Here is a 12,391-nt window from a genome sequence, read left to right on the forward strand (position 1 = left end):
CATCGCCCGGGCAGTGCCCGGCAACGCCACAAAATCTGGCTGAAATATGACGTCGCTAACGTCATAATGAAAGGCTGCCCTTCGGGGCGGTTCATCTTGTTGTCAAAGGGGTTTGCTGTCCCGGTCCCTTCCTTGCGGACGCAGCCCCTGCCACCCCACCAGGAAGCGTGATGTCCCTGTTTGTGCACCTGGGCTGGTTTTTTCGCGAACACGCCCGAACCTACGCATTGGCCGTATTGATGCTGCTCGTTGTGGCACTGCTCAATATGTCGGTGCCCTACTTGATTGGACAGACCGTCGACGGCCTGTTAGCCGTGCCCAAAGGCGGCGACTGGGATGGTGGCTACCTGCCCCATCTGTGCGCCATCGCCGTGGCCCTCTACCTGCTCCGCTTTGGCTGGCGGGTGGTGTTGTTTGGTACCTCTTACCAACTGGGTACGGTGCTGCGTCACCGCTTTTACCAGCGCCTGACACGACAGGGCCAGGCCTTCTACAGCAGCCACAACACCGGCGACCTGATGGCCCGCGCCACCAACGACATCGATGCGGTGGAGATGGCGGCAGGGGAAGGGATCCTGTCCGGCTTTGACGGCATCCTCACCTTCCTACTGGTGCTGGCGATGATGTTCGTAGTGATCGACTGGCGTCTGGCGCTGGTGGCTCTGGTGCCCTTCCCCTTTATGGGCCTGGCGTTCTACCACATTTCAAAGCGTCTGCACCTGCACTTCCGTGACTCACTGGAGAAGTTCTCAACCCTGAACGACGCCACTCAGCAGGCCATTGTCGGGGTGCGGCTGGTCAAAGCGATGGGGCGGGAAACTGTGGAGAGCGACCGCTTTGGCGCCATTGCCGATGACGCCGCCCGCAGCAACTACGAGGTGGCCCGCACCGAAGCGCTGTATGACCCGGTGATCTTTGTCTGCCTGACCCTCGCCACTGGCCTGACCCTGGGCTTTGGCGCCTGGCTGATCCACCACAACGAGTTGACGGTGGGCCAACTGACCAGCTTTTCACTCTATCTGGGCCAGCTGATCTGGCCGATGTTCGCCTTTGGCTGGCTGCTCAATATTGTCGAACGGGGCAGCGCCGCGCATGGTCGCATCAACTCGATGCTGAAGGTCGCCGACAGCGTGGAAGATCGCGGTAAAGCGGACGTCGACGACACCACTCTGGTGGTCAATCAGCTCAGCTTCGCCTATCAGTCCGGTGAGCCGGAAGCGCTGAATTCCCTGAGCCTGACCCTGAAACCGGGCCAAACCCTGGGCATCGCCGGCCCCACCGGTTCCGGCAAAACCACCCTGGTGCAACTGCTGATGCGCTACTGGGAGACCGAACCGGGCCAAATCACCCTCGGCGGCCACGCACTGGACCACTACCGCCTGAACGCCTTGCGCAGCAGCTACGCCTACGTGCCCCAGGACAGCTTCCTGTTCAGCGCATCAATCCGCGACAACATCGCGCTGGCGTGGCCGGACGCGCCGGATGAAGCGATTGCGGAAGCGGCCCGACTGGCGGCCATCCACGAAGACATCCTGCGCTTCCCCGAGGGCTATCAAACGCTGGTAGGCGAACGGGGCGTGACCCTGTCCGGGGGCCAGCGCCAACGCATCGCCATCGCCCGCGCCCTGCTCTCCAGAGCACCGATTCTGGTGTTGGACGACGCGCTGTCAGCGGTGGATGTCGGTACTGAGCAAACCATCCTGAATCACCTGAAAACCCACCGGCCCGAGCAAAGCCGTATCATCATCAGCCACCGTCTCGCCTCACTGGCGGACGCCGATGAGATCCTGGTGCTGAGTCACGGCGAATGTGCCGAACGGGGTCGTCACGCCACCCTGAGCCGCCAGGACGGCTGGTATGGCCGGATGTGGACCTATCAACAAATGGAGGCGCAGATCCATGAGCAGCAGTAAGGCCCGTGGCGGCACCTTCGCCCTGTTGACCCGCTACATCTACCAGGACAAACCGCTGCTGGCGAAAGCACTGACCCTGCTGGTGCTGGCCACCGCATTCGATGTTGCCGGCCCCATCCTGGCCAAGATCTTTATCGATGACCACCTGCTCAAAGGGGACTTCGCCCCGGCGGCCCTGGGTGGGCTGCTGGCGTTATACGCCATCACCCAGTTGGGCAGCGCCTGGCTGCGTTACCAGCAAACCCTGCGCTTCTCCGAGATGGCCCTGAGTGCGGTACTGGATATCCGGCGCCGGGTGTTCAGCCACGTGGTGCGCCTGCCGATGAGCTACTTCGACCACGCCCGCACCGGCCAGCTGGTCAGCCGCATCACCAATGACACCGAGTCGATCAAAGACCTGTACGTTCAGTTCCTCTCCAATGTGCTGGGCAACGCCATCCTGCTGATCGGCATGCTGATCGCCATGGCGATGCTCAATATCCAGCTGATGATCATCGCCCTGGGGTTGGTACCCACGGTGCTGTTGATCATCTACCTGTACCAGCGTTTCTCCGGCCCGGCCGTGGCCCACTCACGGGCGCTGCGCTCCGACATCAACGCCAACATCAGCGAGTCGATCGCCGGTATGGCGGTGATCCAGGCCACCGCGGGTCAGGAGCGTTACCTCGGCCACTTTGACCGGGTAAATCAGGACTACTACGGCGCCCGCATGAAAACCGTGCGCATCGGTGCCGCGCTGCTGCGCCCTGCCATCGATATGCTGGCGGTGTTGGTTCTGGTGGGGATCATCGCCCTGTTCGGCCTGCAGGTGGTGGAAGGTGTGGCGGAAGTGGGGGTGCTGTACGCCTTCCTCAGCTACATGGGGCGCTTTACCGAACCGCTGGCGGAGATCACCCAACGCTTTAACCTGTATCAACAGGCGATGGTGGCCGGTGACCGGGTCTCCACCCTGCTGGAGCAGGACGCGCAGCACTACCAGGCAGAGCAGGCTCAGGTGGCCCACGGCGCCATCGCCCTGAACAACCTGCGCTTTGGTTACAGCGCCGACAAGCCGGTTCTGAAGGGATTGGATCTGGCCATTCCGGCCGGAGGCTTCTATGCCGTGGTGGGCCACACCGGCAGTGGCAAGAGTACCCTGCTGTCGTTGCTGCTGAACTTCTATCCCAGCGGTGCGGGTCAGATCCAGTTGGATGGCCGCGACCTGGCGGACTACGGCCACGACGGCCTGCGTTCCGGCGTCGGATTGATTCCGCAGGAGCCCTTCGTGCTGGCCGCCAGTCTGTACGACAACATCGATATGGGCCGCAATCTCGGCCAGCAGGCGGTGGAACAGGCCGCCAGGCGGGCCCACCTGCACCACGTCATCATGGCCATGCCCGAAGGCTACCAAACCCAGTTGGGCGAAGGGGGGCTGCGACTGTCCACCGGCCAGCGCCAGCAGTTGATCATCGCCCGGGCCCTCGCCGCATCACCAAAGATCCTGCTGCTGGATGAAGCCACCGCCAACGTGGACAGCGAAACGGAACAGGTGGTGCAAGCCGCCCTGAATGACCTGCGTGGTGAAGTGACGCTGATCGTGGTGGCCCACCGCCTCTCCACCATCCGCCACGCCGATCAGATCGTGGTGTTGTCTCACGGTGAGATCATCGAACAGGGTGACCATGCTGCGCTGATGGCCGACGCCAACGGCCACTACCGCGCCATGTATCAGTTGCAGTTGCAGGCGTTGAAAGTGGCACAGGCTGAGCAGGAAGAGTTGGCCAGCGGCGCCTAATCCGGCAACGCCAGATAGGCCGCTTTTACTGCCTCCGCCCCATACTCACGCTCCAGTGCCCGGATGGCGAAGTGCCCCTTCGCCATCCGCTGGTAGTGGTCGATAAACAGGGTATTGATGGTGGCACCGCCCACCGCCCCGATGGCCGGAATGGCCTGGGCCGCCACCTTCTGCGACACCTGAACCGAAAAGCGCTGGGCCACGCTGGTGATCAGTTTCACCAGCACCGGCGCCCCCTCCTGAGTCAGGCCCCGGCTGGCCAGGTGCTCTGCGGCCTGACTGACCGACTGAGCCAATGCCGCGCGCACCGCAAAATAGCCCGAGTCCGCCCCATCGTCGGAGGCACCGGAACCGCCCAGCGCAAACACCGTCAGGCAGGCCAACTGGCTGTCCGGATGGTGCAGATCCTCCCCTTCACTGCGGGCGATGTCGGCGATGGCCCTGAGAATCAACGTGGTGGAGACCGGCAACTCTAAAGCCAGTGCACTTAAACCAAACACCCCGCCCACGCCGCCACTGGTCGCGACAGCCAGCTTATGTAACCGGGGCGACGGCGGCTTACCCGTCCCCTCCCCCATGCTGGAGATCGCCGCCTTAAGCGCCTTTTTCAGCGCATATTGCGTCAGGTTATTCACCTTTTCCCGCCAGCCCGTTGGCAGACGCCGCAACCCCGCTTCGATGGGGCTGCCCAGCTTGTCACTGAAACGCGCCGCCAATCCGGGCGATTCCAGCAATTGATGCGCTTGCGCCAGTCGTTGCTGGTCGGCAGGACTTAGCCGGGTAAGGGTGTTGTCACTCATCGCCATCCCCCTGGGCCAATCGGGCCTGGCAGCGCTCGGCCAAAAACTGCCGCAGGCTTTGGATCCGAGGACTCAGTTGACGGCGGTCGGCACAGATCAGATTGAGCGGCGCCAGCTCCCCTTGCCAGTCGGAGCACAGGCGCACCAAGCGTCCTGCGGCGACATCCTCCGCCACATCGAGGTGGGATTTGTAGGCGATGCCGCGTCCGGCCAACGCCCAGCGATGCACCACCTCGCCATCGTCTGCGCTGCGGTTGCCCCTGACCTTGATGGTCAGCGCCTCGCCGTCGCGATGGAAGGTCCAGCGGTCATGACGATAATCGTCGAGGTGAAAGCTCAGGCAGTTGTGGTCGGCCAGTTCTGACGGATGACCGGGCTGGCCACAGCGTGCAATGTAGGAGGGGGCGGCCACCAGCAGGCGGCGGTTGCGGGGTGCCAGAGGCAGCGCCACCAGGTTGGAATCCTCGGGTTCGCCATAGCGCAGCGACAGATCGGAACCGGCCTGGTACAGGTCAAACAATCGGTCTGAGAACTGCAGTTGCAGGGTCAGTTGCGGGTGCGCATCCTGAAACTCGTCCAGCCACGGCAGCAGCGTGCGCCGCCCCAGATCCGAAGGCAGGGAGAGCCGCAACGGCCCGGCAAACTGGCTCTGGTTTGAGCGTGCGGCTTCCGCCCCGCTTTTCAACAGCGCCAGGGCTTCGGCGCAGTGGCTGAGAAATCGCTCCCCCTCATCGGTCAGCTTTAACGAGCGGGTGGAGCGGACGAACAGGGCCACCCCCAGCTCATTCTCAATCCGCTTCAGTGCGGCGCTGGTGGCCGCGGGTGTCAGATCGAGCTGTCTGGCCGCGGCGGACAGGCTGCCAAGGCGGGCGGTCAGTACCAGGATGTCGAGATCTTGCAGTGCCTTCATTTTCAAATTCTGTTTGAAACAGCTTGTGCCCGACTGTAGTTTTTCAAATCCTCAGCGTCAAATAAGCTGTGTGCCATCATCGACAACGGAGATCGACCATGAGCCAGACCATGAAAGCCGTGGGCTACCACCACAGCCGCCCTATCGACCAGACTGACGCCCTGCTGGACCTGACCCTACCCCGCCCGACGCCCGGCGAACAGGACCTGCTGGTGCGGGTCGAGGCGGTCTCCGTGAATCCCGTCGACACCAAGATCCGCACCCGCGTTCAGCCTGCCGAGGGCCAGGCCCAGGTGCTGGGCTGGGACGCTGCGGGCGTGGTGGAAGCGGTGGGCAGTTCGGTCACCGGCTTCGCGGTGGGGGATCCGGTCTGGTACGCCGGTGACGTCTCCCGCCCCGGCAGCAACAGTGAGTTTCAGTGTGTTGATGCCCGCATCGCGTCCAAGCGCCCGACCAATATTGATGTGGCTGAAGCCGCTGCGCTGCCGCTGACCGGCCTGACCGCCTACGAGCTGCTGTTTGACCGCCTGGGCCTGAGCCCCGACGCTGACCACAGCAACGACAGCCTGCTGGTGATCGGTGCTGCCGGCGGAGTGGGCTCGATTCTGATCCAACTGGCTCGCCAGCTCACCAATATCCGCATCATCGCCACCGCGTCCCGTCCGGACAGTCAGGCTTGGGTCGAACAGCAAGGCGCCCACCATGTGGTGAACCACCACCACGATATGGTGGCCCAGGTTGCCGGGCTGAAGTGCCCGCCGGTGCGCTACGTCGCCAGCCTGAACCAGACCGACAGCCACCTGACCGCCATTGCGGAACTGATGGCGCCCCAGGGCAAGCTGGCCCTGATCGATGACCCGGCCAGCTTTGACATCATGCCATTCAAGCGCAAAAGCATCTCAATCCACTGGGAGTTCATGTTCACCCGGGCACTGTTCAAGACCGATGACATCGCCCGGCAACAGGCCATTCTCAGCCACATCGCTGAGATGGTGCAGGAAGGCCGCATCAAGACCACCGTGGCGGAACACTTTGGCACCATCAGCGCCGACAACCTGAAACGGGCTCATGCGCTGCTGGAATCCCAGCAATCCCGGGGCAAAATCGTATTGGCCGGGTTCTGAGCCCAGCTCAATCAAAAGGCGCCAGAACGGCGCCTTTTTTGTGTGTTTTTCCCACCCACAAATGTGCAGCACTTCCTGCACACCGCCCCATTGTGCAGCAATTTGTGCACATTGGCCCGATGTGCTATAAATTCTGCACTATCTCAACCGTTTCAGGCTGACCATGACCCTTTCCGGCGTAATCACCGGCGACATCATCCGTTCTCAAACTCTGGATAAGGAAAGCCAAGCCGCCGCTCTGGCGGCCCTGGAACACACCCTCAACTGGTGCCAAAAGCACTACGGTGTCCGGGGCGAGCTGTACCGTGGTGATGCCTTTCAGGTGTTGGTGGATCAACCCCAATACAGCCTGCTGGTCGCGCTGTTATTGCGGCTGGCACTGCGCACCCTTCGCTCCGGCAGCGACCCCATCGACGCCCGTATCGCCATCGCCATCGCCCCGGCAGAGCAAGAACCAGAGCGGGTGGCGACCGGACGGGGTGAGGCCTTTGTGCTGTCCGGCCGACAACTGGAGTCGATGAGCGAGCAACGACTGGCGTTCTCCAGCCCTTCCCCTGCCCTGCAGCTTTTTCTGCCGGTGCTGTTCCGGTATCTGGACACCCATATCAGTGGCCTTAACCACAATGCCGCCACCGCGCTGCAGCTGAAGCTGCTGAACCCGGAGCTGACCCACGACGCCCTGGCTGAGAGGATGGGGGTGGGTCGCACCTCCTACACCCGCTTTATCAATCGCGCTGGCATCGACACGCTGCTGGACACGCTCGCCATGTTCGAAAAGGCAGCAGCCTGTGATAGCTTCTGGGATGGAAGGGAGATGAATTTCAAAAGGGATTAAGGGGTTACGGTGACGGATCTGACGCTGCTGCTTTGGCTGGTTCTGGCCCACGTGCTGGGGGATTTTTACCTCCAGCCACAGCGTTGGGTCGATGAACGTAACCGGCGTCACAGCCAGTCGGTGTGGTTACCTGTCCATGCCCTGCTCCACGCCCTTCTGGCCTGTGCCGTGGTGTGGCTTTATGGCATGGCCAGCCACGCCATCGCCGCCACCTTCCTGATGATGTTCCTCTCCCACTACCTGACCGATCTGGCCAAATCCTATCGCCCGCCCCATCTGAAGTGGCTGGTGCTGGACCAATTGTTTCACCTGTTTTGGCTGGTGGTAATCTGGTTGGTGATCACCCAAAACCACACCCTCGCCCTGGTTGCGCAGCTCGGACTCTGGCTCAATCCCCGGATACTGGTGGTTGCCCTGGCCTACCTGCTGGTGTTCAAACCCGCTTCCGTGATGGTCGCCACCCTATTGGGCAAGTGGCACCTGGATTTTGAAGCGGTGACTGACCTCAACGTCAGCGAAGAGAGCAAGGACAGCCATACCCTGGCCAGTGCTGGCGAGTACATCGGCTACATTGAACGGGGCCTGATCGTCACCTTTCTGCTCTCCAACCAACTCGCTGCGGTGGGCTTTGTGCTCGCTGCCAAATCGGTATTCCGCTTTGGCGACCTCAAAGATCGCCACGACCGAAAGTTCACCGAGTACGTCATGATCGGCACCTTTGCCTCCATGGCCATAGCCTTTGTGATCGGCTTACTGGCGAGACTGGCCATTCAGCATTGAATCGGCCATAAGAAAAGCGGAATGGTTCCCCATTCCGCTTTTTTTGGCATTCACCCTGCAGCTCAGCTCTGGCTGACCGAAAACGTCCGGATGTAGTAGACGTTCGGACCGGTGCCGGCTTCCGGCTTAAGCTGACGCGGTGCGTGCAGCTTAATCAGGCGGGACACCTCGGAGTTGGGATCCGAAAGATCCCCCACCACCCGGGCGCCAGAGGGGCACGCCGTCACACAAGCCGGCTTGAGACCGACATTGATGCGGTGGTCGCACAGGGTGCACTTCTCTACCGTCCGACGGGGGCGAGTTACCGGATAGGTATCACCGCGTTCCGGATTCTCATACGGCAGATGTTTGGCGCCGGTGCGATCCAGCACCATCTTCGGCGACGCCGTCCCACCCGGGATCAACGCTTCATCATCCTGCCAGTGACGGTGGGGCGCACTGCGGTTCATGCCAATCACCTGATAGGGGCAGGCGCGAACACAGCGCTGACATCCGATGCAATCTTCATTGCGGTGAAGTGTCAGGCCGTTGTCTGCCTTGTACATGGCCCCCGTTGGACACACCTCAACGCAGGCTGCATTGTCGCAGTGGTTGCACAATGTCGGGATGTAGTTGAACCCTACCTTGGGGAAGGTCCCCACGGTTTCGGTGATGTGGTGGGACCAATGAATGTCGTCCGGAGTGTTGTTCTCCGTTTTACAGGCGATATCGCAGCCACCGCAACCTACGCACTTCTGCAAGTCAATTACCATGCCCAGTTTCATGTTACGGCTCCTCAGGCTTTCTCAATACGGATACGGATATGGCCGTAGTAAGCGGACGCGCCGCTCAAACGATCAAACCGGCTTGGGATGATGTCGTTGTTGTTGCCACCACGCGGTTTCTTACCGAACACCTCTGCGGCAACCCGTCCATAGGCATAGTGGCCGTGGCCGAAACACTTGGCGACGGAGCCCGGACGCACCCCCTCCCACAGCCGTGCCACGCATTCAATCGAACCAACGTCACTGACCAAGCGGATGCGATCGCCATCCTTCAGGCCCAGTTTGCGGGCATCAACGGGGTTGATCTTGGCTGAGTCCTGGCCAGCAACATCGCCGGGGTTCACATCGTTAAAGGCATGAGCCCAGGTGGTGTTAGCCGATCGCCCTTCATGGTTAAGGCGGGACTTTTGATCCACCAGTAACAGCGGGAACTGTTCAGCGTCACCGACCCGAACCGGCGCTTCATAATGCGGCACAAAGGCTTTCTCACCACTGACCGCATACTCGCTGGCCGCCATCACTTCATCGACGCTGACACCATGCTTTTCCGCATGTCCGGCCAACGCTTTCTTCAGGGTTTCGCTGTAGAACTCAAATTGACCGGTGGCGGTTTTGAATTTGCCCCAGCGCGCCTGGTACGGGTACGGCTTGGAGTTCCAGACCCCCTTCTCAACAAACTCCTGCCAGCCGCTGAGCTTGTCACCGTACTTACTGGCATCTTGTTGCCAGAGCGGTGCTGTCACGTACTTCACTGCGATTTCGGCAAACTGGGCTTCATCGGCAGCGGGCTTGCCGGTTTCCGGATCCAGGATCTGCTCATTGATGTAACGCCAGGGGGCATCGAAGCCCTTCTCCGCCAGCTTCTTCGCCAACAGGTATGGCACTTCGGTTTCATCCTGACGGGTATCGTACAGACGCTGAATGGAGGGACGCTGAATCGACACATGGCTGTGGCCATTACCAGCCGCAGACAGCACACCCCACTTCTCAAACATGTGGTGGTTAGCCGGCAACAGCAGGTCCGAGAACCAGCTGAACTCCGAAACGTTGGTGGTAACGTGAGCAATAAACTTCACCTTCGACAACGCTTGCTCCCAACGCTGGGTTTCCGGCGCGGAGTACACGAAGTTGTTGAAGTACGCCAGCATCACTTCGATGTCATAGGGGTCACCAGCGTTGATGGCGTTGGCCACGTTATCGGTCACCACACCACCGCCGGATTTTCCTTTCTTCAGGGCCGGGAAGCCCAGGCGGCCACGCTGGTCGATCTTCTCCTGCTTTACCCCAGCCTTGGCAACGTCGTCCAGATAGGGTTTGGCACTGGGGAAGCTCTTATTGAGCGGCGCTTTGTTGTAGGGGAACAAGCCGCCCTGGCTGTCGATGGCGCCAAACAGGCCGTTCAATGCATGGCAGGCCAACGAGGTGTAACTGCCCCGCACCTGCATGGTCGGGCCACGGGAGGTCCACACCTGAATCGCCGGGGCCGCAGCCCCCATATCCCGGGCGATGGTCCGGATGGTATCGGCATCGATGCTGGTGATCTCAGCCGCCCAGTCGGCGCTGCAGCGGTTCAACTCCAGGTTCCACCACTCCACCAGACCGTGGGTATGGCGCGCTTCAAACTGGCTGGCATCAACCTGCTGGCCGGCCTTAAAACGGTTTTTGCCGTCCTTAAAATCACCGACAAAAGGCTTGTGCCACAGACCGGCCACCATCGCCTCGTGGGCAATGGCCAGCGCCAGCGCCGCATCCTGACCGGTTTCCACCGGCACCCACAGATGGGCTTTGGCCGCAGACGCGGAAAGGCGCGGATCGACCACCACCACCTTAGCGCGATCCAGGGTGTTGCCCCACTCACTGGAGTAGTGGCTGACCTGGCGATTACTGGCGATGGGATCCGCACCAAAGGAGAGAATGTATTTGGTGTGCTTGACGTCGTACTGGTTGTAGCCCCAGTTACCATCCTGGAAATAGGGCCCCATCTTGTGGGACTCAGCGCAGATGGCGCTGTGGGAGATATTGTTGGGCGAGCCAATCAGGTTGGTCATCTGCTTGTAGAGCAGATCATTGACCAAGGAGTAACGCCCCCGGAGCAGCGCGTATTTGTGACTTTCGTTCTTACTGCGCAAAGCCAGGATCTGGTCCGCCAGCATCTCCATCGCCTTATCCCAGCTGATGGGGACAAACTTGGGGTCTTCACCCCGCCCCTTCTTGGGGTTGGTGCGCATCATGGGCACGCGCAGACGGTCCGGATCATAGACCATCTGCAGACCCAGATGCTGACGGGGACAACTGGAGGTGTCGTGGATCTTAGAGTGGGGATTGCCCCGCACCTTAGTGGCACGGCCATCCATGATATAAACCTGTTTGGCACACCAGGAGGTGCAACCCTGGCAGGTTGTCGGCACCCAGGTACCGGTACCGGTTCTCAGGTCCACCTTCGGCAGAGCCTGCTCCATCGCCTCGGCGACAGGTTGAAACAGGAAGCCACCACCCAGTCCCAGCAAAACGGAGCTCGCGGCCGTCCCTTTGAGGAGATGTCGACGTGTACGGTCGATCGATTTATCGTTTTTCATTTCCCATTCCCATATCTGCATATGCGGTTAGGCATATATTATGCGGACGGGAAAATTATGGGGTGACCCTAGTCACAGGGACAGTTTCCTTACTCGCAGAAGGGTCAGAACCCCGATCTTTGGCACGCTTTAGAAATCCAGTGTGAGTTACGCCACAAACGAGTGTGCCGCCCTCTCCTGCCCCTTAACCATGGGACTTACCGGCAGTTTTAGCTCAGCGTGGTCATTAAATGCTCAGGGGTTGGGTGGCTGGGAGTGGGATCCGGTTCACATCATCGCAACGAGCCGCGCCGTAATAAACGAGAATCGCTCGCAACGCTCTCTTTGCCGTCATCCTTATGTCACAATATTGCGTTGCAGTCGCCCGGTTACCCACGCCAAAGGAGTTTTATGATCCACCCCGTTGCCGCCTTTAAAAGCCTGGCTGATGAAACCCGGCTCAGCATCATGCTGCTGATCCAGCAGCAGGGTGAACTTTGTGTGTGCGAACTGTCGACTGCACTGGACCAGAGCCAGCCGAAAATCTCGCGTCACCTGGCCCGATTGCGCAGCGACGGGCTGCTGACCGATAACCGGCAGGGCCAATGGGTGTTCTATGCGCTGGCAGAACTGCCACAATGGATGACCGACACCCTAACCGGCATCGCCGAAACCAGTCCTCAATTGCTGAGTCCCCTCTGCGCCCGACTGGCTGAAATGGGTGACCGGCCCCAGCGGCGCGAGTCGCTGTGCAGCTGACACCGATCCAATAATCACACCTCCCGGATACCGGCCAGGCCGTACCGGGGGATTGGCCCAAGAACCACCCGCAATAAGAGAGGGAAAAGATGATTGCAGTAAAGCGTAACCGGGCTGCGGAGCGCGCTACCCGCTGATCCGCGCAGGCCCGGACCCGTTACGGCCAATGCGCCGAAC

At 60.8% G+C, this 12,391-nt stretch carries 10 protein-coding genes; 6 read left to right on the forward strand and 4 right to left on the reverse strand.

Translation table 11 applies throughout. The annotated features are described in order from the left end of the window. Positions 1-170 precede the first annotated feature (170 nt). Positions 171-1,913 (forward strand): ABC transporter transmembrane domain-containing protein, encoded by a 1,743-nt coding sequence (locus tag FBAL_RS10490; RefSeq protein WP_013345571.1) that lies wholly within the window; start codon positions 171-173, stop codon positions 1,911-1,913. Further along, entirely contained in the window at positions 1,900-3,687 is a 1,788-nt protein-coding gene (locus tag FBAL_RS10495; protein ID WP_013345572.1) for an ABC transporter ATP-binding protein, read from the forward strand. The genes FBAL_RS10490 and FBAL_RS10495 overlap by 14 nt, the downstream gene beginning before the upstream one ends. Here FBAL_RS10495 and FBAL_RS10500 read toward each other — a convergent pair. Together FBAL_RS10500 and FBAL_RS10505 are read right to left on the reverse strand one after the other, a co-directional pair. After that, positions 3,684-4,487 (reverse strand): EcsC family protein, encoded by an 804-nt coding sequence (locus FBAL_RS10500; protein WP_013345573.1) that lies wholly within the window; start codon positions 4,485-4,487, stop codon positions 3,684-3,686. The genes FBAL_RS10495 and FBAL_RS10500 overlap by 4 nt on opposite strands. Continuing rightward, positions 4,480-5,397, reverse strand: a complete 918-nt coding sequence (locus FBAL_RS10505; RefSeq protein ID WP_013345574.1) for a LysR family transcriptional regulator — start codon at positions 5,395-5,397, stop codon at positions 4,480-4,482. Before FBAL_RS10505 ends, FBAL_RS10500 begins: the two co-directional genes overlap by 8 nt. Before the next feature lie 98 nt (positions 5,398-5,495). On the opposite strand from FBAL_RS10505, the gene FBAL_RS10510 reads away from it, so the two are divergent. The 3 genes from FBAL_RS10510 (at position 5,496) to FBAL_RS10520 (ending at position 8,136) form a co-directional block, all read left to right on the forward strand. After that, positions 5,496-6,521, forward strand: a complete 1,026-nt coding sequence (locus FBAL_RS10510; RefSeq protein WP_013345575.1) for a zinc-binding alcohol dehydrogenase family protein — start codon at positions 5,496-5,498, stop codon at positions 6,519-6,521. 163 nt (positions 6,522-6,684) lie between these two features. Continuing rightward, positions 6,685-7,356: a hypothetical protein gene (locus FBAL_RS10515; protein WP_013345576.1), complete on the forward strand. Its 672-nt coding sequence runs from the start codon at positions 6,685-6,687 to the stop codon at positions 7,354-7,356. A gap of 9 nt (positions 7,357-7,365) precedes the next feature. After that, a complete protein-coding gene (locus FBAL_RS10520) occupies positions 7,366-8,136 on the forward strand; it encodes a DUF3307 domain-containing protein (RefSeq protein ID WP_013345577.1) in 771 nt (256 codons plus the stop codon). Between the two features lie 62 nt (positions 8,137-8,198). Here FBAL_RS10520 and arrB read toward each other — a convergent pair whose 3' ends face one another. Beyond that, positions 8,199-8,900 carry an arsenate respiratory reductase iron-sulfur subunit ArrB gene (arrB, locus tag FBAL_RS10525; RefSeq protein WP_013345578.1) on the reverse strand — a complete coding sequence of 234 codons (702 nt, stop codon included), beginning with the start codon at positions 8,898-8,900 and terminating at the stop codon, positions 8,199-8,201. A gap of 11 nt (positions 8,901-8,911) precedes the next feature. Beyond that, positions 8,912-11,497, reverse strand: a complete 2,586-nt coding sequence (gene arrA, locus FBAL_RS10530; RefSeq protein WP_342633020.1) for an arsenate respiratory reductase molybdopterin-containing subunit ArrA — start codon at positions 11,495-11,497, stop codon at positions 8,912-8,914. Positions 11,498-11,869: 372 nt separating this feature from the next. Between arrA and FBAL_RS10535 the strand changes: the two genes are divergently transcribed. After that, positions 11,870-12,214 (forward strand): metalloregulator ArsR/SmtB family transcription factor, encoded by a 345-nt coding sequence (locus FBAL_RS10535; protein ID WP_280963973.1) that lies wholly within the window; start codon positions 11,870-11,872, stop codon positions 12,212-12,214. Positions 12,215-12,391 lie beyond the last annotated feature (177 nt).

It is taken from the genome of Ferrimonas balearica DSM 9799, from assembly GCF_000148645.1.
Taxonomy (GTDB): Bacteria; Pseudomonadota; Gammaproteobacteria; order Enterobacterales; family Shewanellaceae; genus Ferrimonas; species Ferrimonas balearica.

What these genes read in the sequence shown, in the direction of transcription:
- FBAL_RS10490 (WP_013345571.1), top strand. Translation starts at nt 171, where the DNA reads ATGTCCCTGTTTGTGCACCTGGGCTGGTTTTTTCGCGAACACGCCCGA.
- FBAL_RS10495 (WP_013345572.1), top strand. Translation starts at nt 1,900, where the DNA reads ATGAGCAGCAGTAAGGCCCGTGGCGGCACCTTCGCCCTGTTGACCCGC.
- FBAL_RS10500 (WP_013345573.1), bottom strand. Translation starts at nt 4,487, where the DNA reads ATGAGTGACAACACCCTTACCCGGCTAAGTCCTGCCGACCAGCAACGA.
- FBAL_RS10505 (WP_013345574.1), bottom strand. Translation starts at nt 5,397, where the DNA reads ATGAAGGCACTGCAAGATCTCGACATCCTGGTACTGACCGCCCGCCTT.
- FBAL_RS10510 (WP_013345575.1), top strand. Translation starts at nt 5,496, where the DNA reads ATGAGCCAGACCATGAAAGCCGTGGGCTACCACCACAGCCGCCCTATC.
- FBAL_RS10515 (WP_013345576.1), top strand. Translation starts at nt 6,685, where the DNA reads ATGACCCTTTCCGGCGTAATCACCGGCGACATCATCCGTTCTCAAACT.
- arrB (WP_013345578.1), bottom strand. Translation starts at nt 8,900, where the DNA reads ATGAAACTGGGCATGGTAATTGACTTGCAGAAGTGCGTAGGTTGCGGT.
- arrA (WP_342633020.1), bottom strand. Translation starts at nt 11,497, where the DNA reads ATGCAGATATGGGAATGGGAAATGAAAAACGATAAATCGATCGACCGT.